The organism is Streptomyces sp. NPDC101227 (genome assembly GCF_044767545.1).
Taxonomy (GTDB): domain Bacteria; phylum Actinomycetota; class Actinomycetes; order Streptomycetales; family Streptomycetaceae; genus Streptomyces.
This window is the reverse complement of sequence record NZ_JBIWOD010000004.1, coordinates 573,857-596,372: the sequence shown is the minus strand read 5'-3', so window position 1 is coordinate 596,372 and position 22,516 is coordinate 573,857. Positions and strand designations below refer to the sequence as shown.

Genomic DNA, 22,516 nt, shown 5'->3' with positions numbered 1-22,516 from the left:
ACGCCCGGTTACATTCCGAACCCGGAAGCTAAGCCTTTCAGCGCCGATGGTACTGCAGGGGGGACCCTGTGGGAGAGTAGGACGCCGCCGAACAATCTTTGTGGGAAGCCCCGCACCTTATGGTGCGGGGCTTTTCCGCGTTTACGGGGTCGGTACGCTCGAGGCATGCGCTACGACCTGGTCATTTTCGATAATGACGGTGTCCTTGTGGACAGCGAACCGATCTCGAATCGCGTGCTTGCCGAGTACCTCACGGAATCGGGGCACCCGACCACGTATGAGGAGTCGGTGCGGGACTACATGGGCGGGGCTATGCACCGTATTCATGACGTGGTGCTGGAGCGGTCGGGAGAGCGGCTGCCGGCGGACTTCGACACGACGTTTCATGGGCGGGTTTTTGAGGCGTTCCGGCGGGAGTTGGAGCCTGTTGCGGGGGTCGGCGAGGTGCTGGGGAAGCTGGCCGCGGACGGGGACGCCTTTTGCGTCGCATCTTCGGGGAGCCATGAGCGGATTCGGGTGGGGCTGAAGAAGTCCGGGCTGTTCGAGCGGTTCGGTGAGGAGCGGATCTTTTCTTCGCAGGATGTGGGGCGGGGCAAGCCCGAGCCGGATCTGTTTCTGCATGCGGCGCGGGTGATGGGGGTTGCCCCGGAGCGCTGTGTGGTGGTTGAGGACAGCGTGTTGGGGGTGCGGGCGGCGGTCGCGGCGGGGATGGACGTCTACGGGTTCACGGCGATGACGCCGTCGGCGGCGCTCTGGGAGGCTGGCGCGACGGGGCTGTTCGCCGAGATGTCGGAGTTGCCGGGACTGCTTCACGGGGCAGGCGAGCCATCCGCGGAATTGGTTGAGTGATCCATCTACCCATCAGTAGCGCCGAGTTCTAGGCTGTGCGGCCATGACGGCCCCACTGGTACCAGGAGCGCAGCTGCGGCACGGACGTGCCTCGCTTGCCATCAGCTTTTTCATCCAGGGGGCCGTTTTCGCCCTCTTGGTGACGCGCATACCGGCGATCCAGGACCGGTACGGGATCTCGGACGGCCTGCTGCCGGTCTTCCTGGCGGCGGTGCCGGTACTGGCCGGGGTCGGCAGCGTCGGCACCGAACATCTGGTGAAGCGGGTGCGGCCCAGCCGGGTGCTGCGGTGTGTGCAGCCGGTGGTGTGCCTGGCGTTGCTGGCCGTGGGGGCGGTCGGGTCGATGGGGCAGGTGGCGTGCGCGCTGGCGGCGTTCGGGCTGTCGGTGGGGGCGCTGGATGCCTCGATGAACATGCTGGGCGTCAGTTTGCAGCGGACGTACGGGCGAAGCATCATGCTGGGCTTCCATGCCGCGTACAGCCTGGGTGGCATCGTCGGGGCGTCGCTGGCGTGGGCCGGGGCGCACTGGCATCTGTCGCTGGCTGTGCTCTACGGGCCGGTGGTGCTGGTGTTGGTGCCGGTCGCGCTGGTGGCCGGTCGGTGGTTTGTGGACGGGGAGCCGGCACAGGCCGCTGAGGGCGGGACGGTGAAGGCGGCGCCGGTTGCGATGAGGCTGCTGTTGCCGCTGTGTCTGGTGATGGCGTTCGCGTATATCGGGGATTCGACCGTCTCCAACTGGAGCGCCAAGTATCTGCAGGACGTTCTGGGGAGCTCGGAGCAGCTGGCGACCGTCCCGTACAACGTCTATATGGTCACCACGCTGCTCGGGCGGGCCGTGGGGGACCTGGGCGTGCGGCGGTTCGGGGCGGCCGCGGTGGTGCGGACCGGGACGGTGGTCGCGGCGGGGGGCTTTGCCGTAGTGGCGGCGGCGCCTGGGGCGTGGATCGGGATGGTGGGGTTCACGCTGCTGGGGCTGGGGCTGTGTGTGATCGTGCCGCAGACGTTCGCGGCGGCGGGAAGGCTGTTTCCCTCGGCTTCGGACACGGCCATCGCGCGGCTGAATATTTTCAACTATGTGGGGTTCTTGATCGGTTCGCCGTTGGTGGGGGCGCTGGGGGATGCCTGGAGCTATCGGGGGGCGATGCTCGTACCGATGGCGCTCGTACTGGTGACGTTGGTGTATGCCCGCTCGTTCGGGTCACCGCAGGCCCGATACGGTGACGAACATGAGCGGCCGCGCACAGCTGATGTGGGATGAGGCAGTAACGGGCTACGACTTCGGGCCCGGCCATCCGATGGACCCGGTCAGGCTCGCGCTGACCATGCGCCTGGTGGAGGCGTACGAGCTCGACCGCGGGTCCCTGGAGGTGGTCGCGGCCAAGCCGGCCGGGGACTCCACGCTGCGGCTGGTGCACCGCGAGGACTACATCGAGGCGGTGCGCCGTGCCTCCGTCGACCCGGCGTCCGCGGATACGGCGTACGGGCTGGGGACGGAGGACGATCCGGCGTTCGCGGGGATCCATGAGGCGTCGGCGCTGATCGCGGGGCAGTCGGTCGGGGCGGCGGAGGCCGTCTGGCGCGGCGATGCGCTGCATGCGGTGAATTTCGCCGGCGGGCTGCACCACGCGATGCCGGGCGGCGCGTCCGGGTTCTGTATCTACAACGACGCGGCGCTGGCGATCGCCCGGCTGCTGGAGCTGGGCGCCGAGCGGGTGGCGTATGTGGATGTGGACGTGCACCACGGGGACGGCGTTCAGGCGGCGTTCTGGGAGGACCCGCGGGTGCTGACGATCTCCCTGCACGAGCATCCGCGGACGCTCTTCCCGCAGACCGGCTGGCCGGAGGAGACCGGCGGGGAGGGTGCGGAGGGCAGTGCCGTCAACGTGGCGCTGCCGGCCGGGACGGGTGACGAGGGCTGGCTGCGGGCCTTTCACGCCGTGGTGCCGGAGCTGCTGGGCGCCTTCCGGCCGCAGGTGCTGGTGTCGCAGCACGGCGCGGACACCCACTTCGAGGACCCGCTGGCCCATCTGGCGGTGAGCCTGGACGCGCAGCGGGCGGTGGCGGAGTCCTGCCATGAGCTGGCGCATACGCATGCCGACGGCCGGTGGGTCGCGCTCGGGGGCGGCGGCTATGCGGTGGTGGAGGTGGTGCCGCGCAGCTGGACGCATCTGACGGCGATCGCGGCGGGGCGGCCGATCGATCCGGCCTCGATGGTGCCGGAGGCGTGGCGGCATGAGGTGTATCGCCGTACGCGGCAGCCGGCGCCACGGCGGATGACGGACGGGCGCACGCCGCAGTGGCGGGACTTCGTCGACGGCGGTTACGACCCTGCCGACCGGCTGGACCAGGCGGTGCTGGCCACCCGGCGGGCGGTCTTCCCCGCGCACGGGCTGCTTCCGTAACGGCGCGGCAGTCGGCGCGCGCTGAAAGACCGTCATGGTGCGTCGATAGCTCCCCGGCCGTTCGGAGAGGGCCGTAGCCGTTCCCGTACTCCACGGATGTGTGACTACCCGTCGGTTAGGGCATGCGACGGCAGGTCACCGCATGACCATGGGCGCGTGTTGGGCACCGGGGCGCTGCGGGCGCACCTGATCGAGGCGCGGCTCGCGGGGACGATCGCGACCATGCGCGAGAAAAGTCTGGGACGCTATCGGCTCTTCGCGGCGCGCGATCCCCGGGTTCTGCTGGGGCTCGATCCCGAAGGGGACTGGCCGGTCGGCGAAGTTCTGCGACTGATGGGGCTGAAGTGCGGGGTTTCGGTCGATCCCGCGCACACTTCCGGCCCCGATGTGATTGATCCCGATCGAACGATCGGGGCGCTGGACGATTTCGCGGAGCGGGTCGGCGAGGCGGCCGGCCGGCGGACGCCGGTGCTGCTCGGCACCGGGCACCCGCACCGGTTGCTGGAGTTCTACGCCACGCTCGCAGACGCTCTCTCGGCGGCGGGCTGCCCCGTCCTCACCCCGGCGTATGGCTGCCGTGTCGACATAGCGACCAGGTTCGGGGTACGTACCCGCTCGCTCGATTACGTACGGGGAGTCGCGCTGATGCGCGAGGCGGGCGCGCGGGGAGCACCTGGTACGGGGGGCGTGCACACCCATTCGCCGCTCCCGATACGGACCGCACTGGCGGCCGCGGCGGACGCCGGTGGGCCGGTCCCGGGGCTGGTGATCGGCGACCACGGATGGGTCTGCGGGGCAGGTCAGCTGGGCATCGAGGCGATCGGGCTGGCGGATACGGACGACCCCGCGCTGTTCGTCGGGCAGGCGGAGGGACGGGTGTCCGCGGTGGTGCCGCTCGATGACGCCGTACGGTCCGCCCACTACCGTCCCCTGATGCGTTATGTACTCAATCGGGCTGGTCTGTCACGGTAGGCGGCTGTTCGCTGCTCCTCTTCCCCACTCGCATCACTGGCCCCTAATCTGGGGAGTGAGCGCATAGCGACGAAGAGTCACCGGAGGGGAAGCCGGTGACCGTCTTATGCGGAAGGTGCAGGTGTGGCATGGCTGCAGACCAGAGGCCTCTGAACGAGGTCGTGTTCCTGACCGTGGCGGAAGTTGCCACGGTCATGCGAGTGTCGAAGATGACCGTGTACCGCTTGGTGCACAGCGGTCATCTGCCCGCGATCAGGGTGGGGAGGTCTTTCCGGGTTCCGGAGCAGGCCGTTCACGACTACCTCCGTGAGTCCTATGTGGGGGTGGAATCAGCCTGACGGGTCCTTCGGCGACCCTCGGATTACGCCGTACGCTCGGCGCCGGGTAGGCTGGCCCGATGTAGGTAGTGTGGGCTCGGACGCCCCGCACCGAGTGATTCGAAGTAAGCGAGGGTAGTCGTGGGCTCTGTTATCAAGAAGCGGCGCAAGCGGATGGCTAAGAAGAAGCACCGCAAGCTGCTCAAGCGCACCCGTGTTCAGCGTCGTAACAAGAAGTAAGCGACGCTGAATCACGTTTTCGCGGCCTCCTGTCACCTTGGTGTGGCAGGGGGCCGCGGTGCGTTGTGGGCCGTATGGGCGGGCCTTGGGCGCGAAATGCAGCGAAGGGCAACCTGCGGTCATCGCGGCGCAACATCGACCCGATAGCGTGGCCCGTACAGCTCGACTCAGGCGGAGGCCGAGGGCGGGAAGGAAGGGCTGATCTTGGGCAAGGTCGTGCTCGTCACGGGAGTCGCACGCCAGCTGGGGGGCCGGTTCGTCCGCCGCATCCAGCGCGATCCCGACATCGACCGGGTGATCGGGGTCGATGCCGTGTCACCGGAGCATCATCTGGGCGGCGCCGAATTCCTCAGGGCCGACATCCGGCAGCCGACGATCGCCAGGGTCCTGGCCGAGACGGGCGTCGACACCGTCGTCCATATGGACATCAACGGCACGCCCCTGGGCAGCCGCGGCGGCCGGACCGCCGTGAAGGAAACCAACGTCATCGGGACCATGCAGCTCCTCGGCGCCTGTCAGAAGGCCCCGAAGGTGCAGCGCCTGGTCGTGAAGTCGAGCGCCAGCGTCTACGGTTCCGCGCCGAAGGACCCGGCGGTCTTCACCGAGACCACCCCGCCCAAATCGCTGGCCAGCGGTGGCTTCGCGAAGGACGTCGTCGAGATCGAGGGGTATGTCCGCGGCTTCGCCCGCCGGCGGCCCGATGTGGCGGTGTGCGTCCTGCGCTTCGCCAACGTCCTGGGGCCGTGCGCGGACTCCCCGCTCGCCGAGTACTTCTCGCTGCCCGTGTGGCCGACGGTCCTCGGCTATGACCCGCGGCTGCAGTTCGTCCATGAGGACGACGCGATCGAGGTGCTGCGGATCGCCGCCGAGGCGCCGCGCCGGGGCACGCTCAACAGCGGTACGTTCAATATCGCCGGGGACGGTGTGCTGCTGCTCTCGCAGATCTCCCGGCGCCTGGGGCGGCCCACGCTGCCGCTGTTCCTGCCGACCGTGACCTGGGCCGGTACGGCGCTGCGCGCCATCGGCATCACGGACTTCTCGCCGGAACAGATCCGGATGCTGACCCACGGCAGAGTCGTCGAGACGACACAGATGCGCGAGACACTGGGGTTCCACCCGCAGTACACGACGGCGGAGACCTTTGCGGAATTCGCCCGCAGCCGCGGCCCCGGGCTCCTGCCGCCCGAGTGCCTCGCCCGCACCGTCGACAAGCTCGCCGGCGTGCTGCCCGCACGCTGAGGCCCGACCCAGTGAGGAGTTCACCCACGATGGCGGACGCCAAGGTCATTCCCTTCGGCGAGGAGCCTCGGGCGCGCAGAAAGGCCAGGCGGGCCGAGCGCGCGGGGCAGGCTGCGGCGCTGGCGCCCGTACCGGAGGCGCGCAGCGAGCCCGAGGAGCCGGCGGCGCAGCCGCGGCCCAGCGCCGGGCGGTCCCTGGAAGAGAAGATCGCGGGCGGACTGGCCTTCCTGCGCCGGCGGATCACCGGCGACTACGAGGTCGACGACTTCGGCTACGACGAGGAGCTGACCGACCAGGTCCTGATGTCGCTGCTGCGGCCGTTCTACGAGAAGTACTTCCGGGTCGAGGTGAAGGGTGTCGAGAACATCCCCTCCGACGGCGGGGCGCTGATCGTCGCCAATCACTCGGGGACGCTGCCGCTGGACGGCCTGATGCTCCAGGTCGCGGTGCACGACCATCATCCGGCCGAGCGTCATCTGCGGCTGCTGGCGGCCGATTTGGTGTTCGTCCTGCCGGTGATAAACGAGCTGGCGCGTAAGGCGGGGCACACCCTGGCGTGCGCGGAGGACGCGCAGCGGCTGCTGGAGCGTGGTGAGGTCGTCGGGGTGATGCCGGAGGGCTTCAAGGGCATCGGCAAGCCCTTCGCGGACCGCTACAAGCTCCAGCGGTTCGGGCGGGGCGGGTTTGTCTCGACGGCGCTGAAGGCCGGGGTGCCGATCGTGCCGTGCTCCATCGTGGGCGCGGAGGAGATCTACCCGATGATCGGGAACGCCAAGACGCTGGCACGCGTCCTGGGGCTGCCGTACTTCCCGCTCACGCCGACGTTCCCGTGGCTCGGGCCCCTGGGGGCGGTCCCGCTGCCGACGAAGTGGACGATCCAGTTCGGCGAGCCGATCTCCACGGACGGCTATCCGCCGGAGGCGGCGGACGATCCGATGTTGATGTTCAACCTGACCGATCAGGTGCGCGAAACGATTCAGCACACCCTCTACAAGCTGTTGGTGCAGCGGCGGTCGGTGTTCTTCTAGGGAGGGGCGCTGCGAGGCCGCCGGCTTTCCCTGGCGGGGTCGCTCACCGGGGGAGTGCAGCGGCACGCCCTCTACAAGCCGATGGTGCAGCGGCGCTCGGTGTTCTTCCGAGGGAAGGACCGGAAGAACACCGAGCGCCGCGTCCGGAGAGAGCGCCGCGTACGGCTATTTCGAGGCGTCCTCGCCGTCGATGCCCAGGCCGGGAAGCAGTCCGGGCAGCAGCGGCGGCAGGGTGACGTCGGGGTGGCCGGGGGCGTGGCGCCCGTGGCCGGCGCGCGGGCTGGGGCTGCCGCTCTTGGCGGGCGGGTCGAGCAGGCCGCCCGTATTGCCGCCGAGCAGACCGTCGTCCTGGGACGGGGAGGCCGACGGGCGCGGGCTGTGCGAACCGGCGCGGTGCTTGCCGACGGAGGGCTTGCTGCCGGACGGCGTGGCGCGTTCGCCGGTGCCGGAGCCGGTTTCCGGGGTGGCGGGCGCGCCGTGATGGGAGCGCCTGCCGTCCGGGGGCTGCGGCAGCAGTGAGCGGAGCGGACCGACCTCTTCGTCTATGGCGTCGAAGACCGAGCTGACGCTGTCTCGGACGTCCATGAGCTGCACGGGGAGCTTGTCGCGCAGCTGTTTCCAGGTGCCGCGGTGGGACTTGGTGAAGGAGCTCAGCGCCTGGATGGGGCCGAGCGAGCCGTCGCGCTTGTAGGCCGCGTGCAGGAGGCGGTGGCCCTCGCCCGCGTCGTGCGTGACGCCGGCCAGCACCTTGCGGACCTCGCCGAGCGATTCATGGTCGAGGTGGGTGCCCCGGCCGCGTTCCATCAGACGGCGGGCCTCCTGGATGCGCGTGGCGGCCTGGTCGAGGTAGAGCCGCCCGCGGTCGGACTCGTCGTCGGCCATGCCGAGCTTGAGGTCCTCCATGCCGCGTTTGAGGCCGTAGAGGGAGTCGCCGGGAAGGGCGTCGGAGCTGGCCGCGGCGACGCCGCTGAACGCCCCGGCGGCGACGCCGACCGTCAGTCCGCCCGCGGCCAGCCCCTTGGAGAGCCGTGAGCGCGGGCGCAGCCGGCCGAGGGATTTCGCGGCGCGGTGTGCGCCCTTGGGTGTGCGCTGCTCGGGCACCCTGGCGTCGCCGGACGGGGCGCCTTCGGCGAAGGCGGCCTCCATCGCGGCCACGAGCTGGGCGCGCTGGACTGTCTTGACCTCGGTGGCCATCTCCGGCCTCGGGAGCTCCCCGAGGCCGTCGGCGACCGCCAACAGCCGTGCTTCTTCCGGCGCCTGCGCCGGGGTGTCGACCTGGTCCTCGGCCGCCGCGCCCTGGAGGACCTGCTCCTCCAGGGCCTGGGCGAAGGCGTTGGCCCGCCGGTGCGCCGAGACATTCGCGATCACCTGCGGCACCTCCTCTCGTCATCCCGCTCGACTCCCCGGACTGGCTTTGACTGTCCAGACGGACCGGACGGTGCACGCCGTACTTCGCGACCACTCGAAAGAGTGAGGGGCGGCGGGCATGGCGTGACCGCATGGAGCCTGCATTCCGCACAACGAGCGCCGCGGCACTCGGGTTACGCACTCACGATGATCTGACCGACCGGGCATGGACGGTCACGAAGAGTAAGTGCGGTATGCCGTGGCGGAGTTGGTGAATTCAGCGGAGGCGGGGGGCGGGGGGACGGTCGGGTCGGCGTCGGTCAGCGGGCGTCTTCGGGCAGGAGCCGTGCCAGGGTGCGGACGGCCCGGTACTGGAGGGTCTTGATCGCGCCCTCGTTCTTGCCCATGACGCGGGCCGTCTCGGCGACCGAGAGGCCCTGCAGGAAGCGAAGTGTGACGCATTCCTGCTGCTGGGGGTTGAGCTTGCGTACCGCCTCCAAAAGGGCGGCGTTGGAGAGCGATTCGAGGACCGAGTCCTCGGGGCTGCGCTCGACCTCATTGGCGTCGAGCATCTCTCCGGTGGTGACTTCCAGGCGGAAGCGGGAGGACTTGAAGTGGTCGGCGACGAGATTGCGGGCGATGGTCACCAGCCAGGCGCCGAAGTCACGGCCCTGCCAGGTGAAGGTGCCGATACGGCGCAGCGCGCGCAGGAACGTCTCACTGGTGAGGTCCTCGGCCGTGGCGCGGCCGCCCACCCGGTAGTAGATGTAGCGGTACACCGTGTCGGCGTACTGGTCGTAGAGGCTGCCGAAGGCGTCGGCCTCGCCGGCCTGGGCGCGTTCGACGAGGTCCATCATGCGACGGCTGTCGCTGTCGGCGGGGCGACGGGCGGTGGTCGTGCCGGTGCCGGAGCGGCGGGTTCTGCCGGCGGCCTTGCTGACCGCAGCGCTCCCGTCGGCCAAGGCGTAGCAGGGGCCGGCAGCGGGGACGGCTGAGGCGAATGCGGGGACGGCGTACGCGGTGGGGACAAAACTGCGCAGGTGGTCGACGAGTGTCGTACGCAGCGTAGCCAGGCCCGAGGCGTCAACCCCGACGTGTGGGTACACGGGACTCCCAGAGGCAGAGCTTCCATCACGTGCAGTGCGGGACCATTCACTCGTCGTAGGGACGTGTGGGTTCCGGATTGCGTCTGAGGAGAATAACGCTTCGTACAGGCAGCGCTACACCCAGTTGCTCAAATCATCGATTACTTACGGTCCGTGGCCGGTTGGTGGCAGATCAAGTATCGAATATGGAGCAACTATTGATCGGAAGGCGACGGAATCTGCCTGGTTGGAGGGCGTGTTGTGGTTGACCGCCAGCGGCGGGACTGACGGGGCGGCGGTGGGGGTAGGGAGTCCGGATGGTCCGCCGCGCCGTCAGGTGATCAACCCTGGTCAGCGGCGACGGCGCTGGAGCGCGACGGCGGCCGCGGCGCCGCCCGCGAGGGCGCCCACTCCCGCGGCGGCGGGGATGCCGATCCTGGCCGCCTTGCGGCCGGTGCGGTAGTCACGCAGCCGCCAGCCCTGTTCCCGGGCGTGCTTGCGCAGCCGGCTGTCGGGATTGATCGCGTACGGGTGCCCGACGAGCGAGAGCATCGGGATGTCGTTGGCGGAGTCGCTGTAGGCGGCGCAGTGCGAGAGCTCCAGGCCCTCGGCGGAGGCGAGCGCGCGGACCGCCTCGGCCTTGGCCGGGCCGTGCAGCGGTTCGCCGACCAACTTGCCCGTGTAGACGCCGCCGACGGACTCGGCGACCGTGCCCAGGGCGCCCGTGAGGCCCAGGCGGCGGGCGATGATCGTGGCGGTCTCGACGGGCGCGGCGGTCACCAGCCAGACCTTCTGGCCCGCGTCCAGGTGTGCCTGGGCGAGCGCGCGGGTGCCCGGCCAGACGCGCTCGGCCATGTACTCGTCGTAGATCTCCTCGCCGATGGACATCAACTCGGCGACGCGGTGGCCCTGGACGATCGAGAGCGCGCTGTTGCGGACGTCCGCCATGTGCTCGGGGTTCTCCGAGCCGGCCAGCCGGAAGTAGATCTGCTGCCAGGCGAAGCGGGCCAGGTCGCGCTTGTGGAAGAAGTGCCGCTTGTAGAGGCCGCGGCCGAAGTGGAAGAGGGCCGCGCCCTGCATGACGGTGTTGTCGAGGTCGAAGAAGGCGGCGGCCGCCTCGTCCCCGGCGACCGGGAACTCCGGCTCCTCCGGGGCTTCCTCGGGCTCGGGTGCCTCCTGGGAGGACTTGCGGGCGGCCTCGGCCGCGGCCTCGCCGGCCAGGACGCTGCGGGCCGTGGCGGGTCGTCTGCGGCGGGTGAACCATTGGGGAGCGGGCGCCATGACGGTAGCGTAGCCAGTTTGTTCGGTGCGACTGGTTACGGGCGCGTGTCCGTAAGGCCTGGGGCGATAAAAGGTTGGGCAAGGCCCCGCCGTACGGCCGTCCCGTACGGGTGCCGGGGGCGCTCAGGCGCCCAGTGCCGTACGCAGCCGCTTGGGGTCGACACGCCAGAAGTCGTGCTGTTTCCCGTCCACCAGGATGACCGGGATCTGCTCCCAGTAGAGGCGGTGCAGCTCGGCGTCCTCGGTGATGTCCTTCTTCTCCCAGGACGCGCCCGTCTCGGCGCAGATCTTCTCGATCACGGCCTGGGCGTCGTCGCACAGATGGCAGCCCGGCTTGCCGATGAGGGTGACCATCGCGTCGGCGGGGTTCTTGCGGGAGCTGCGGCTGAACAAGGGGGCCATGGAGCCATTGTGCCAATTCGGCAGGGTGCTCCGGGGCGTCGGTTCGCTTACCATCGGTGGGCGATTTGTAGGTTTCCGGGGGCATAGCGGCAAGGAGTGAGGGCTCGTGCTCCCGTCGGCGCTCCCGCGATACCAGTGGGAAGCGGGTGAACGGTGTGACGTCGGAGTTGGTTCCGCGAACACTGGTATAAGCCGCGTGACCCCGGTCACTTTGGGCGGACAAAGCGGACACCATCTTTGTGCACGCGTTCACAAAGGCATAGCCTGCGAGAGACAGGGCGGTCGGGTTCCATGCCGGCGCCCGCAGCCCCGCTCTACCCGCAGGAGCACCGTGGCAACTGGCCGAACTCACCGACCGGCGACCCGAAGCCGAGGCATTCCCGAGGCCACCGTCGCCCGGCTTCCGCTGTATCTGCGTGCCCTGACCGCGCTCTCGGAGCGTTCGGTCCCCACGGTCTCCTCCGAGGAGCTCGCGGCCGCGGCGGGGGTCAACTCCGCCAAGCTGCGCAAGGACTTCTCCTACCTCGGCTCCTACGGGACCCGCGGCGTCGGCTACGACGTGGAGTACCTCGTCTACCAGATCTCGCGTGAGCTCGGCCTGACCCAGGACTGGCCCGTGGTCATCGTCGGTATCGGTAACCTCGGCGCCGCCCTCGCCAACTACGGCGGCTTCGCCTCCCGCGGCTTCCGCGTCGCGGCCCTGATCGACGCCGACCCGGCCATGGCCGGCAAGCCCGTCGCGGGCATCGCGGTCCAGCACACCGATGAGCTGGAGCACATCATCGAGAGCAACGGCGTCTCGATCGGCGTCATCGCCACGCCGGCCGGGGCCGCCCAGCAGGTCTGTGACCGCCTGGTCGCCGCCGGTGTCACCTCGATCCTCAACTTTGCGCCGACCGTACTGACCGTCCCGGACGGGGTGGACGTACGCAAGGTCGACCTGTCCATAGAGCTGCAGATCCTCGCCTTCCACGAGCAGCGCAAGGCGGGCGAGGAAGCCGGCCAGGAGGGCGGCCAGGAATCCGGCCAGGAAAGCGGGCCGCAGGGCCCGGTGGCGCGCGCCGCTGCCGCTCCGGCCGACCGTAAGGGACCTGACGGGGACGTTCCCGCCGTGATGCCGGCATGAGTCTCCTCGTTGTCGGACTGAGCCACCGCAGCGCGCCGGTGAGCGTGCTGGAGCGGGCCGCGCTCGCCCCCGAGGCGCGCGGCAAGCTGCTCCAGGACGCCGTGTCGGCGGAGCCGGCCACCGAGTCCGCGGTGCTCTCCACCTGCAACCGCATCGAGCTTTACGCCGACGTGGACAAGTTCCACGCCGGGGTCGCCGAGCTGTCCACCCTCCTGGCCCGCCACGGCGGCGCGGCCCTGGAGGAGCTCACCCCCTACCTCTACGTCCACTACGAGGACCGCGCCGTCCACCACCTCTTCTCGGTGGCCTGCGGCCTGGACTCGATGGTCATCGGCGAGGGCCAGATCCTCGGCCAGATCAAGGACGCGCTCGCCGTCGCCCAGGAGCAGCACACCGCGGGCCGGCTGCTGAACGACCTCTTCCAGCAGGCGCTGCGGGTCGGCAAGCGCGCCCACAGCGAGACCGGCATCGACAAGGCCGGCCAGTCGCTGGTCACCTTCGGCCTGGAGCAGCTCGCGGGCGGCGCCGACGTCGCGAAGTGGGCCGAGGGCAAGCGGGCGCTGGTGATCGGCGCGGGCTCGATGTCCTCGCTGGCCGCGACCACCCTCGTACGCGCCGGCGTGGCCGAACTGGCGGTCGCCAACCGTACGGTGGAGCGTGCCGAGCGGCTGGTCCAGATCCTCACCGAGCCCGGCGGACCCGGCGCGGCGGGAGGGCTGACCGCCCGCGCGGTGCCGATGGGCGCCGTCGCGGCGGAGCTGGCGGACGCCGATGTGGTCGTCTCCTGCACGGGCGCGGCCGGGCTGGTGCTGGGCGCCGACGCCGTGGCCGCCGCACTGGCAGACCGTAAGGGCCGTACGGACGGTCTGGCGCTGCTGGACCTCGCCATGCCCCGAGACATAGACGCCGCGGTCCACCGGATCGAGGGCGCGCATCTCGTCGACATCGAGACGCTGGCCGACGCGTCCGCGGACGCGCCGATGGCGGCCGACGTGGACAAGGTGCGCGGCATCGTCTCCGACGAGGTCGCCGCGTTCGGCGCCGCCCAGCGGGCCGCGCACATCACCCCCACCGTGGTCGCCCTGCGCACCATGGCCGCGGACGTCGTCGCCGGCGAGATCGCCCGGCTCGACGGCCGCCTCCCCGACCTGGACGACAAGCAGCGCGCCGAGATCACCCAGACCGTGCGCCGCGTCGTCGACAAACTCCTGCACGCGCCCACCGTGCGGGTCAAGCAGCTCGCCAGCGAGCCCGGCGGCGCCGGGTACGCGGACGCGCTGCGCGAACTCTTCGATCTGGACCCGCAGACGGTTGCCGCCGTCAGCCGGGCCGACACGCGCGCCGACAGGCACGATGCACGGGAGCGCACATCATGACCGACACCTCTACAAGGGCTCTGACGCCCCTGCGGCTGGGCACCCGGCGCAGCAAGCTCGCCATGGCCCAGTCCGGACACGTCGCCGAGGCGGTGCGCGAGCTGACCGGCCGCCCCGTCGAGCTGGTGGAGATCACCACGTACGGCGACACCTCCCGCGAGCACCTCGCGCAGATCGGCGGCACCGGTGTGTTCGTCTCCGCGCTGCGCGACGCGCTGCTCGCCGGGGACATCGACTTCGCCGTTCACTCGCTCAAGGACCTGCCGACCGCGCAGCCCGAGAGCCTGACCGTGGCCGCGATCCCCGTCCGGGAAGATCCCCGTGACGCGCTGATCGCCCGCGACGGGCTCACGTTCGAGGAGCTCACCGCCGACGAGGACCGGGTGGCCCGTATCGGCACCGGCTCCCCCCGGAGGATGGCGCAGCTCAACGCCTGGGCCAGGGCGCTGGGCCGGCGCGTGGAGACCGTACCGATACGCGGGAACATCGACACCCGCATCGGCTTTGTCGAAAAGGGCGAGCTGGACGCGGTCGTGCTGGCCGCCGCCGGGCTCACCCGGATCGGCCGGATAGACGAGGCGACGCAGCTGCTGTCGCCCGACGTGGTTTTGCCCGCCCCCGGCCAGGGGGCGCTGGCGATCGAGTGCGCTGCGGTCAACGTGGACCTCGTCGCCCAGCTCGCCGGACTCGACGACCCGTACACCCGGGCCGCCGTGACCGCCGAGCGTTCCCTGCTCGCCGCCCTGGAGGCCGGCTGCTCCGCACCCGTTGGAGCACTGGCCGACCTTTCCCCAAGCTCTCGGGTTCGCTCGAGCAGGGAAGGCCCCAAGGCTGACGAGCAGACTGTCACCGAATTGCATCTGCGCGGCGTCGTCGGCACGACCGACGGCAGCACGCTGGTGCACTTGTCCACCACCGGGCACGTACCCGCCTCTCCCGACGATGTGACGACCCCGCTGAAGCTGGGTCGTGAACTCGCCGCCGAGATGCTCGCAAAGGGTGCGGCCGGTCTTATGGGGGAGCGAGCACTTTGAACCCCACCGCCCCTAACCACTCCGCCTCCGGTCAGGTCACCTTCCTGGGTGCCGGGCCGGGAGACCCGGGTCTGCTGACGTTGCGTGCCGTGGAGGCGCTGGCCTCCGCGGACGTACTGATTGCCGACCCGCAGGTGCTGGACGTCGTGCGCGTGCATGCCCGCGCACACGTGGACACACCGCTGCAGGCGTCAACTGACGAGGCGTCAATCCCCGTCACCCCCAATGGCGTTTCGGCGCTTCGGGACACCGCCAATCTTGTCATGGCGGCCGCGCGCGCGGGCAAGCGGGTCGTCCGTGCGGTCACCGGCGACCCCGGCCTGGACGGTTACGTCGCCGAGGAGATGCTGGCGTGCGCCGCCGAGGGCATCGTCTTCGAGGTCGTGCCGGGCATCGCCGCGGCCGTCGGCGTACCCGCGTACGCCGGTGTCCCGCTGCGCGACGCCCAAGGTGCCGACGTCCGCTTCATCGACGCCCGCAGCGCCGATGACCGCTGCTGGGCGGAGCTCGGCGCCAGCGACGCCACCGCCGTCGTCTCCACCACGCTGGACTCGGTGGCCTCGGCCGCCGGCGAGCTGGTGACCGCGGGCCGCAAGCCCGACACGCCCCTCAGTGTCACGGTCGCCGGCACCACCACCCGCCAGCGCACCTGGACCGCGACCCTCGGGTCCGTCGCCCAGGTGCTCAAGGCCGCCAAGGTGCTGCCCTCCCCGGACGGTGGCCAGCCGGTCATAGCCGTGGTCGGCGAGCGGAGCGCCCCGGCGCAGCGCGACCAGCTGTCGTGGTTCGAGTCCAAGCCGCTGTTCGGCTGGCGGGTACTCGTGCCGCGCACCAAGGAGCAGGCCGCATCGCTCTCCGACCAGCTCGTCTCGTACGGCGCGGTACCGCACGAGGTCCCGACCATCGCCGTCGAGCCGCCGCGCACCCCGCAGCAGATGGAACGTGCGGTCAAGGGCCTGGTCACCGGCCGCTACGAGTGGATCGCCTTCACCTCGGTCAACGCCGTCAAGGCCGTCCGGGAGAAGTTCGAGGAGTACGGCCTCGATGCCCGCGCCTTCGCCGGGATCAAGGTCGCGGCGGTGGGCGAGCAGACCGCCAAGGCGCTGGTCGCCTTCGGTGTGAAGCCCGACCTGGTGCCGAGCGGTGAGCAGTCCGCTGCCGGGCTCCTGGAGGACTGGCCGCCGTACGACCCGGTCTTCGACCCGATCGACCGGGTGTTCCTCCCGCGCGCCGACATCGCCACCGAGACCCTGGTCGCCGGGCTGATCGAGCTGGGCTGGGAGGTCGACGACGTCACGGCCTACCGGACCGTGCGCGCCTCGCCGCCGCCGGCCGAGACGCGGGAAGCCATCAAGGGCGGCGGCTTCGACGCGGTGCTCTTCACCTCCTCGTCGACCGTCCGGAACCTCGTCGGCATCGCCGGCAAGCCGCACAACGTGACCGTGATCGCCTGCATCGGTCCGGCCACCGCGAAGACCGCCGAGGAGCACGGGCTGCGGGTGGACGTCATGTCGCCGGAGCCCTCGGTCCACAAGCTGGCCGAAGCGCTGGCGGACTTCGGTGCCAAGCGCCGGGACTCGGCGCTGGAGGCCGGGGACCCGGTGACGCGCCCCAGCGAGCGCCGTCCGGGCGCGCGCCGGCGGCGGGCCACTCCGTAGGCGGGGTTTTCCGTAGGCCGGTCGGGCGCCCCCCTTGGGGGCGCCCGGCGTCAGGCCGAGCGTCGGTAGGGCGGTCAAGGGCCCGTGCCGGCGCTATTCGTCTGTTGAGGCGTAGGGCCGGAAGGCCGCCCGGATGGCGTCGGGCATCTCTTTCTTGCCGCCGGTCACGGTGTCGGTGAACACGTGCCGCACCTCGCCCTCCGCGATGAGCCGTTCGCCGACCTTGAACCTCGGGCGCACGATCATGCTCGTCGTGCCGAGACGGGTGATCGGCATTTCGATGTCGATCAGCTCGTCGTAGCGCGCGCCCTGGAGATAGCGAATCCGGGCTTCCGCCACGACCACGTCGGTGCCACTTTTGACCATGGATTCATAGCCCTCGGTGGTTTCGCGCCACAGCTCGGTCATGGCGACGTCGTAATAGAAGAGGTAGTGGCCGTTGAACACCACGTTCTGCTGGTCGCATTCGCTGTAGCGCACCCGCAGTTGGTGAGTGAAGAGCTTGGTCATGGGCGAGAGCGTAGTTGCCTTTTCGTGCGGATGATCGAGGTCCGGGGGAGTCGGTGGCTCCCTGAACTTCCCTGTGGGGTAGGGAAGTTGGTGGGCGCCGCCGGAGTCCGGAAAACCGGGATCCGGTGAGCCGCGCGGCGGCGCGGCGGGCCGTCAAGAAGAAAGAACCGGGTGAAAGAACCTTCCCAACCAACCAAACCTCGGATTCGTCACCCACGGGGGTGAATCGGCCCAACTCGGCTGGCGCGGGGGAGGTTTGGGCGGGCAGGCTCGCACTGACAACCGCAGACATGCGACGGCCCCCGCCGGGACGGCAATCCCAGTGCGAGGGCCTGACCACAGAGGAAGCGATCCCTTCCCGATGGCTGACAAGCAGCTTAGCGCCGCCGCGCGCCCCCACCCCCGTGTTCGGCGAAGTGCCACCCACACCGGGGTCACCCACATCAGGCACCACCAGCCGGACCGGTACACGATCATCGGCAATCACCTCTCCCAGCACCGCGAGCTGTCGCTGACCGCGATCGGGGTGGCCACCCACATCCTGTCGCTGCCAGAGGGTGCCTGCGTCGACATCCGGACCCTCGCCGGCCGCTTTCCCGAAGGCCGCGACCGGATCGCGTTCGCCCTGCGGGAGCTGGAGGCCCAGGGCTATCTCGAGCGGGTGCGGGAGCGCACGCCCAACGGGCGGGTGATCACCCGCACTTACGCCTGCAACGATCCCGCCGCGGGCCGCCGTGCTCATGGCGTGGCGGCGGCGGAGCCGGTGGTGCCGGCACCGGCAACGGCCCCCGCGGCACGGCCCTCGGCACCCTCCGTACCGGCCGAGCCGCCCGTACCGCCCGCCCCCGCCGAGCCGTCCCGTACGCCGCACCACGCCGCGGCCGTCGCGCTGCTCGCGGGGCTGCGGCGCAGCGACGACCGGCTGACCCTCGCCGAACGCGATGTCCGCCGGCTGGCCCCCGCCCTCACCCCCTGGCTGGAGAACGACGCCAGTCCGGCCGCCGTCCGGCGCACGCTCACCGCGGACCTTCCGGCGGTCCTGAAGAACCCCGCCCAGCTGCTCGCCTACCGGCTGCGGGAGCTGCTGCCGCCGCCCCTTCCGGAGATTCCCGCGGCCCCACCAGGGCGCCGGGACGGAGCCGCGCACCCACCAAACCCGTTCCAGACCTGCGACGGCTGCGAGCGCGCCTTCCGGGCCCCGGAGCCGGGGCGGTGCCGTGACTGCCGGTGCGATCCGGCGGCCGGGGACGCCGTTTTCGCGGCCTGACCGGCCGACGCCATGTTGGCAAAGGCGGGTGTGGGGCGGGCGTAGCGTGGGTGGCATGACGAAGTACGGAAGCTTCCCCGGGGCGCGGCCGCGGCGCCTGCGTACCACCCCCACCATGCGGCGGATGGTGGCCGAGTACCGTCTCCACCCGGCCGACCTGATCCTCCCGGCGTTCGTGCGGGAGGGCGCCGCCGAGCCGGTGCCGATCTCGGCCATGCCGGGGGTCGTCCAGCACACCCGCGACACGCTCCGCAAGGCGGCCGTCGAGGCGGTCGAGGCCGGGGTCTCCGGGATCATGCTGTTCGGCGTGCCCGAGGACGAGAAGAAGGACGCGGCGGGTACGGCGGGCACCGATCCCGACGGCATCCTCCAGGTGGCCCTCCGGGATGTGCGGGCCGAGGTCGGCGACGATCTCGTGATCATGTCGGACCTGTGCCTGGACGAGTACACCGACCACGGGCACTGCGGTGTCCTGGACGCCGACGGCCGGGTCGACAACGACGCGACGCTGGAGCGCTACGCCGAGATGGCGCAGGTGCAGGCCGACGCGGGCGCCCATGTCGTCGGCCCCAGCGGCATGATGGACGGTCAGATCGGGGTCGTCCGGGACGCGCTGGACCAGACCGGTCATGAGGACGTCTCGATCCTGGCGTACACGGCGAAGTATTCGTCGGCGTTCTACGGGCCGTTCCGCGAGGCCGTCGGCTCTTCGCTGAAGGGCGACCGCAAGACGTACCAGCAGGACCCGGCCAACCTCCGGGAGTCGCTGCGCGAGCTGGCGCTCGATCTGGAGGAGGGCGCCGACATGGTCATGGTCAAGCCGGCGCTGCCGTATCTGGACGTGCTGGCGAAGATCGCGGACGAGGTGGACGTGCCGATCGCGGCGTATCAGATCTCGGGTGAGTACGCGATGGTCGAGGCCGCGGCGGAAAAGGGCTGGATCGACCGCGACAGGGCGATCCTGGAGACGCTGACGGGCATCAAGCGGGCCGGGGCGAACATGATCCTGACCTACTGGGCGACGGAGGTCGCGCGGGGGTTGTGAGGCGTGGCATGCGTGGGGCCCCCGTCCGGATTTCCGGACGGGGGCCCCACGCGTGGGTGTCAGGCCGCCACGGCCTCGGCCAGCACGGCCGCGGTCTTCCTGATCAGCGGATTGTCGTAGGACGCGGCCTGCTCCGCCTTGCGGGTGAGCACGGCCAGCACGACGGGGGTGCCGTCCGCGGTCCAGGCGACGCCCACGTCGTTGCCGGTGCCGTACGAGCCGGATCCCGTCTTGTCGGCGATCACCCAGTCCTTGGGCAGCCCGGCCCGGAAGCGTTCGGTGTTGGTCCGGTTCGCCTCCATCCATGACGCCAGCCGGTCCCGGTCGGCGGCCGTCAGGGCATCGCCCACCAGGAGCCGGGCGTAGCTGCGGGCGATGGCGTAGGGGCTGGTGGTGTCCGTCGTGCGCCAGGGCTCGGCCGAGTTGAGCTGGGTCTCCCAGCGGTCGAGGCGGGTGGTGCGGTCGCCGAGGGAGCGGGCGAAGGCGGTGATGCCGGTGGGGCCGCCGATCTCGCGCAGCAGGAGGTTGCCCGCGGTGTTGTCGCTGCGCTGGAGGGCGGCGGCGCACAGCTCGGCGATGGTCATGCCGGTGGCGACGTGCTTCTCCGTCTCCGGCGAGTTGTCGACCAGGTCCGCGGCGGTGTAGTGGATGCGGCGCGCCAGGGTCTCGCCGTGCCGGTCGAGATCGCGCAGTACGGCCGCGGCCGCGAGGGTCTTGAAGGCCGAACAGATGGCGAAGCGGGTGTGCGCGCGGTAGGCGACGGTCGCGCCGGTGGCGGTGTTGTGGGCGAACGCGCCTATCCGTGCCCCGTGTTCGCGTTCCAGGTGGCGCAGGTGTGCGAGGGCCCTGCCGTCCGGCCGGTGCCGGGGCGAGGCCGCGAGGGCGGGCCCGGTGGCCGCCGCCAGCAGGCCGGCGGCCAGTCCGGCGCCCGTGCCGAGGACGGTGCGGCGAGGTAATGCGGTGGATCCCACGGTGGTACCTCCAGGTCGGAATGTGCGGCACTCCCCGGCCGCCGGGGGGTACAGGCGGGTGGCGGGCGGCGGCTTGCCGTCCGCCGCCCGCCTGCCCGGCCGCTAGCGAGGCGCGCCGGGGTAGGGCATGGGGCCCGCCGGGCCTGCCGGGCCCATGGGACCTGCCGGGCCCGCGTCGGCGTTGGCCTTCGCACGCCGGCGGCCCAGGACGCCGATCAGTATGGCGCCGAGGACCATCGCCAGGCCGGTGCCGGCCGCGCTGTACCCGACGGTCGTCAGGCCGGTGTCCAGCTCCGGGTGCGTGGTCTTCGGCGTGCCGTCCTGCCCGGCCGGGTGCTTGTTGCCCTGGTACTTGACCGGGGCGGCGCCGTCGGCGGGCGGGTTGGCGGAGGCCCGGACCGCGGCCGCGGCGTTGATCTGCCCGTAGCCGACCAGGGGGTTGTACCCGCCGGACGGGTGGTGGGCCGTGCTGGTCAGCACCGCGCGCACCTGCGCCGGAGTCAGCTTGTGGTTGTGGGAGAGCATGAGGGCCACGGCGCCGGAGGTGAGCGCCGCGGCGGGCGAGGTGCCGTTGACCGGCGCGTAGCCGCCGGTCTGCTTGGCGCTCATGATGCCCACGCCCGGCGCGGCCACGGCGTTGTAGGTCCGTACGGTGGAGAAACTGGCGCGGCTGCCGCCCTTCTGGGTGGCCGCGACGGCGATCACCTCCGGATAGCCGGCCGGGAAGGAGGTCTCGTTGAAGACCTCGGCGTCGTTGCCCGCGGAGGCGATGACCGGGATGCCCTTCTGCGCCGCGCGGGCCAGGGCGTCGATCTCCCCGTCATCGAAGTCGCGGCCGAACAGCTCGCCGCCGAGCGACATGGAGATGACGTCGGCGCCGTGGTCGACGGCGTAGTCAATGCCCTGGGCGACCGGGCTGGGCCCGTGCCGCAGCTCGGTGTGGTCCTTCTTCTCGTCGAGCACCCGGACGGACAGGATGTGGGCCTTCGGCGCGACCTTGAGGACGTCCGAGGCCATCGCCGTGCCATGGCGGCCCCAGCGCGGATCGCCGGGGTGGAGGCCGTCCTTGAAGTAGTCGGGGCCGGTGGTCACCCTGCCCGCCACTGCCGGGTGGTCCTTCTCGACGCCGCTGTCCAGGACCGCGACCGTGATGCCTTCGCCCTGCGCGATCCGCTGCGCCGCGGCGAGGCCGAGCGCCTGGTACTCCCAGCTGCTGGGGGTGGCGGCGGCGGGCGGTGCGGCCGTCACGCACAGCAGCGCGGCGAGCCCGGCCGCCCCTGTGGCCGAGCCGATGCGTCGCAAACTCATGCCCTCGTCCCCTCGTCCAACAGGTCGGTGACGTGCAGGTTCAGCAGGGTGACCAGGCTGTTGGCGGCGCCCTCCCACGGAACGCGGTCCTGCTCCCCGTGGTCGCTCGAATCGCCGAACTCGCCGGGCAGCCGGCCCGCCTTGCGGCCGTCGACCGCGCCGGCGGAGGCCGCGAAGGCGTACGGGAGATCCGAGGAACTCGCGGCCCCGGCCGAGCCGTTACGGCGGGCGTCGCTCCACTTGGCCGCGAGGCTGCCCGGGACGGCGTACGCCTTCACCGCCTGCGGCGGGTTGTCCTTGTCCCGCTCGTCGCTGAAGAAGGCGTTCATCTCCTCGGAGGAGGTGTCCTTCGGCAGGGCGATCAGCGCGACCGTCGCGACGGTGTTCCCCGTCGGATCGACGTAGGTGGCCCGCAGTACGCCCTTGCAGCCGAGCTTCTTCACCTGGGCCGCCGTGGCGCCGCTCAGCCCCTGCTCGCACCCGGTCTGCCGGGATATGCCGATGCGGTGCCACTGCGCGTGCGTGGGGTCGATGGCGTAGGTCCGGGTCTCCTTCGTGGCGCCGATGGCCGCGGGGAACAGCTTGTCCACGGGTTCGTTCTGCCACATCGTGGGGCCGTAAGCGCTGCGGTTCGCGGTGACCTGACCGGCGTTGGAGTACGCATGGGCCAACAGCCCGCCGCCTCCCAGCAGTCCGAGCGCGCCGACGACGGCCAGGAAAGCGGTGAAGCAGGATCGGGCGGTGTTGCTGCGTGCGGCGGGGGCGGTCGGCGGGCCGGGCATCCCCGGACCGGGCGGCATCCCAGGGCCCGGCGGAATCCCCGGCGCGCCCTGGGGGGCCCACCCGCCGGTCGGCCCCTGAGGCGCGTACGGCGGCGGGGGCTGCATGGGTGGCGGCGGAGCCGCGCCCTGGCCCTGCGGCCAGCCCCCTTGCTGGGGCGGCTGCCCGTATGGCCCGGCTTGGCCGGGGCCTCCGGGCGGCGGCGGCGGGTAGGACATGGCTCCCCCTCGTCGGTGTCGGCGTCCAGCGCGCCGGCGCCGAACAGCGGGGGCTCAACAC

General features: G+C 71.0%; 22 protein-coding genes and 1 rRNA gene. 15 read left to right on the top strand and 8 right to left on the bottom strand.

Annotated elements, in window-relative coordinates; all coding sequences use genetic code 11:
- From rrf to ACIRPT_RS12330, 9 genes are all read left to right on the top strand, one after another.
- A 5S ribosomal RNA gene (gene rrf / locus ACIRPT_RS12370) occupies positions 1–93 on the top strand; the annotation flags it as partial.
- A 72-nt stretch (positions 94–165) separates the two neighbouring features.
- Complete coding sequence (locus tag ACIRPT_RS12365; RefSeq protein ID WP_403825833.1) at positions 166–849, top strand: HAD family hydrolase; 684 nt, start codon at positions 166–168, stop codon at positions 847–849.
- Between the two features lie 43 nt (positions 850–892).
- Complete coding sequence (locus tag ACIRPT_RS12360) at positions 893–2,107, top strand: MFS transporter (RefSeq protein WP_403825830.1); 1,215 nt, start codon at positions 893–895, stop codon at positions 2,105–2,107.
- Positions 2,076–3,251 (top strand): acetoin utilization protein AcuC, encoded by a 1,176-nt coding sequence (locus ACIRPT_RS12355; protein WP_403825827.1) that lies wholly within the window; start codon positions 2,076–2,078, stop codon positions 3,249–3,251. The genes ACIRPT_RS12360 and ACIRPT_RS12355 overlap by 32 nt, the downstream gene beginning before the upstream one ends.
- 156 nt (positions 3,252–3,407) lie before the next feature.
- On the top strand, positions 3,408–4,223 hold the full coding sequence (locus ACIRPT_RS12350; RefSeq protein WP_403825824.1) for a phosphatase: 816 nt from the start codon (positions 3,408–3,410) through the stop codon (positions 4,221–4,223).
- Positions 4,224–4,351: 128 nt separating this feature from the next.
- A complete protein-coding gene (locus ACIRPT_RS12345; protein WP_014144137.1) occupies positions 4,352–4,561 on the top strand; it encodes a helix-turn-helix domain-containing protein in 210 nt (69 codons plus the stop codon).
- 120 nt (positions 4,562–4,681) lie between these two features.
- The gene (locus ACIRPT_RS12340) at positions 4,682–4,780 is read left to right on the top strand and encodes a 30S ribosomal protein bS22 (protein ID WP_003948845.1); all 99 of its coding nucleotides are present in this window, start codon (positions 4,682–4,684) and stop codon (positions 4,778–4,780) included.
- A gap of 204 nt (positions 4,781–4,984) precedes the next feature.
- On the top strand, positions 4,985–6,019 hold the full coding sequence (locus tag ACIRPT_RS12335; RefSeq protein WP_403825821.1) for an NAD-dependent epimerase/dehydratase family protein: 1,035 nt from the start codon (positions 4,985–4,987) through the stop codon (positions 6,017–6,019).
- A gap of 29 nt (positions 6,020–6,048) precedes the next feature.
- Positions 6,049–7,047, top strand: a complete 999-nt coding sequence (locus tag ACIRPT_RS12330) for a lysophospholipid acyltransferase family protein (protein ID WP_403515917.1) — start codon at positions 6,049–6,051, stop codon at positions 7,045–7,047.
- Positions 7,048–7,212: 165 nt separating this feature from the next.
- On the opposite strand, the gene ACIRPT_RS12325 is transcribed toward ACIRPT_RS12330, so the two are convergent.
- From ACIRPT_RS12325 to ACIRPT_RS12310, 4 genes are all read right to left on the bottom strand, one after another.
- Positions 7,213–8,415, bottom strand: a complete 1,203-nt coding sequence (locus tag ACIRPT_RS12325) for a DUF5667 domain-containing protein (RefSeq protein WP_403825818.1) — start codon at positions 8,413–8,415, stop codon at positions 7,213–7,215.
- Between the two features lie 299 nt (positions 8,416–8,714).
- Entirely contained in the window at positions 8,715–9,500 is a 786-nt protein-coding gene (locus tag ACIRPT_RS12320) for an ECF subfamily RNA polymerase sigma factor, BldN family (RefSeq protein WP_403515921.1), read from the bottom strand.
- 330 nt (positions 9,501–9,830) lie between these two features.
- Complete coding sequence (locus ACIRPT_RS12315; RefSeq protein WP_403825815.1) at positions 9,831–10,760, bottom strand: HAD family hydrolase; 930 nt, start codon at positions 10,758–10,760, stop codon at positions 9,831–9,833.
- Positions 10,761–10,883: 123 nt separating this feature from the next.
- Positions 10,884–11,162, bottom strand: coding sequence for a glutaredoxin family protein (locus ACIRPT_RS12310; protein ID WP_403515925.1), 279 nt, complete (start codon positions 11,160–11,162; stop codon positions 10,884–10,886).
- Between the two features lie 331 nt (positions 11,163–11,493).
- Between ACIRPT_RS12310 and ACIRPT_RS12305 the strand changes: the two genes are divergently transcribed.
- Genes ACIRPT_RS12305 through ACIRPT_RS12290 form a run of 4 tightly spaced genes read left to right on the top strand, consistent with a single transcriptional unit; the run spans position 11,494 to position 16,356 of the window.
- Positions 11,494–12,288: a redox-sensing transcriptional repressor Rex gene (locus tag ACIRPT_RS12305; protein ID WP_403515927.1), complete on the top strand. Its 795-nt coding sequence runs from the start codon at positions 11,494–11,496 to the stop codon at positions 12,286–12,288.
- A complete protein-coding gene (locus tag ACIRPT_RS12300) occupies positions 12,285–13,664 on the top strand; it encodes a glutamyl-tRNA reductase (protein WP_403825811.1) in 1,380 nt (459 codons plus the stop codon). The genes ACIRPT_RS12305 and ACIRPT_RS12300 overlap by 4 nt, the downstream gene beginning before the upstream one ends.
- Positions 13,661–14,698 (top strand): hydroxymethylbilane synthase, encoded by a 1,038-nt coding sequence (gene hemC, locus ACIRPT_RS12295; protein WP_403825808.1) that lies wholly within the window; start codon positions 13,661–13,663, stop codon positions 14,696–14,698. The genes ACIRPT_RS12300 and hemC overlap by 4 nt, the downstream gene beginning before the upstream one ends.
- Positions 14,695–16,356 (top strand): uroporphyrinogen-III synthase, encoded by a 1,662-nt coding sequence (locus tag ACIRPT_RS12290; protein ID WP_403825805.1) that lies wholly within the window; start codon positions 14,695–14,697, stop codon positions 16,354–16,356. The genes hemC and ACIRPT_RS12290 overlap by 4 nt, the downstream gene beginning before the upstream one ends.
- A 93-nt stretch (positions 16,357–16,449) precedes the next feature.
- Here the strand turns inward: ACIRPT_RS12290 and ACIRPT_RS12285 are convergent, their stop codons facing one another.
- On the bottom strand, positions 16,450–16,866 hold the full coding sequence (locus tag ACIRPT_RS12285) for an acyl-CoA thioesterase (protein ID WP_403825802.1): 417 nt from the start codon (positions 16,864–16,866) through the stop codon (positions 16,450–16,452).
- A 361-nt stretch (positions 16,867–17,227) separates the two neighbouring features.
- On the opposite strand from ACIRPT_RS12285, the gene ACIRPT_RS12280 reads away from it, so the two are divergent.
- Both ACIRPT_RS12280 and hemB read left to right on the top strand, forming a co-directional pair.
- Positions 17,228–18,133 (top strand): helix-turn-helix domain-containing protein, encoded by a 906-nt coding sequence (locus ACIRPT_RS12280; RefSeq protein ID WP_403825799.1) that lies wholly within the window; start codon positions 17,228–17,230, stop codon positions 18,131–18,133.
- Between the two features lie 55 nt (positions 18,134–18,188).
- Positions 18,189–19,178, top strand: a complete 990-nt coding sequence (hemB, locus tag ACIRPT_RS12275) for a porphobilinogen synthase (protein WP_403825796.1) — start codon at positions 18,189–18,191, stop codon at positions 19,176–19,178.
- A 59-nt stretch (positions 19,179–19,237) separates the two neighbouring features.
- On the opposite strand, the gene bla is transcribed toward hemB, so the two are convergent.
- From bla to ACIRPT_RS12260, 3 genes are all read right to left on the bottom strand, one after another.
- The gene (bla, locus tag ACIRPT_RS12270) at positions 19,238–20,149 is read right to left on the bottom strand and encodes a class A beta-lactamase (protein WP_403825793.1); all 912 of its coding nucleotides are present in this window, start codon (positions 20,147–20,149) and stop codon (positions 19,238–19,240) included.
- A 102-nt stretch (positions 20,150–20,251) separates the two neighbouring features.
- Positions 20,252–21,457, bottom strand: coding sequence for a S8 family peptidase (locus ACIRPT_RS12265; protein WP_403825790.1), 1,206 nt, complete (start codon positions 21,455–21,457; stop codon positions 20,252–20,254).
- Positions 21,454–22,239, bottom strand: a complete 786-nt coding sequence (locus ACIRPT_RS12260; protein ID WP_403825787.1) for a hypothetical protein — start codon at positions 22,237–22,239, stop codon at positions 21,454–21,456. The genes ACIRPT_RS12265 and ACIRPT_RS12260 overlap by 4 nt, the downstream gene beginning before the upstream one ends.
- Between the last annotated feature and the right edge of the window lie 277 nt (positions 22,240–22,516).

What these genes read in the sequence shown, in the direction of transcription:
- hemC (WP_403825808.1), top strand. Translation starts at nt 13,661, where the DNA reads ATGACCGACACCTCTACAAGGGCTCTGACGCCCCTGCGGCTGGGCACC.
- ACIRPT_RS12260 (WP_403825787.1), bottom strand. Translation starts at nt 22,239, where the DNA reads ATGCCCGGCCCGCCGACCGCCCCCGCCGCACGCAGCAACACCGCCCGA.
- ACIRPT_RS12365 (WP_403825833.1), top strand. Translation starts at nt 166, where the DNA reads ATGCGCTACGACCTGGTCATTTTCGATAATGACGGTGTCCTTGTGGAC.
- ACIRPT_RS12285 (WP_403825802.1), bottom strand. Translation starts at nt 16,866, where the DNA reads ATGACCAAGCTCTTCACTCACCAACTGCGGGTGCGCTACAGCGAATGC.
- ACIRPT_RS12280 (WP_403825799.1), top strand. Translation starts at nt 17,228, where the DNA reads ATGGCTGACAAGCAGCTTAGCGCCGCCGCGCGCCCCCACCCCCGTGTT.
- ACIRPT_RS12315 (WP_403825815.1), bottom strand. Translation starts at nt 10,760, where the DNA reads ATGGCGCCCGCTCCCCAATGGTTCACCCGCCGCAGACGACCCGCCACG.
- ACIRPT_RS12345 (WP_014144137.1), top strand. Translation starts at nt 4,352, where the DNA reads ATGGCTGCAGACCAGAGGCCTCTGAACGAGGTCGTGTTCCTGACCGTG.
- ACIRPT_RS12330 (WP_403515917.1), top strand. Translation starts at nt 6,049, where the DNA reads ATGGCGGACGCCAAGGTCATTCCCTTCGGCGAGGAGCCTCGGGCGCGC.
- ACIRPT_RS12360 (WP_403825830.1), top strand. Translation starts at nt 893, where the DNA reads ATGACGGCCCCACTGGTACCAGGAGCGCAGCTGCGGCACGGACGTGCC.
- ACIRPT_RS12310 (WP_403515925.1), bottom strand. Translation starts at nt 11,162, where the DNA reads ATGGCCCCCTTGTTCAGCCGCAGCTCCCGCAAGAACCCCGCCGACGCG.
- ACIRPT_RS12300 (WP_403825811.1), top strand. Translation starts at nt 12,285, where the DNA reads ATGAGTCTCCTCGTTGTCGGACTGAGCCACCGCAGCGCGCCGGTGAGC.
- ACIRPT_RS12355 (WP_403825827.1), top strand. Translation starts at nt 2,076, where the DNA reads ATGAGCGGCCGCGCACAGCTGATGTGGGATGAGGCAGTAACGGGCTAC.
- hemB (WP_403825796.1), top strand. Translation starts at nt 18,189, where the DNA reads ATGACGAAGTACGGAAGCTTCCCCGGGGCGCGGCCGCGGCGCCTGCGT.
- ACIRPT_RS12265 (WP_403825790.1), bottom strand. Translation starts at nt 21,457, where the DNA reads ATGAGTTTGCGACGCATCGGCTCGGCCACAGGGGCGGCCGGGCTCGCC.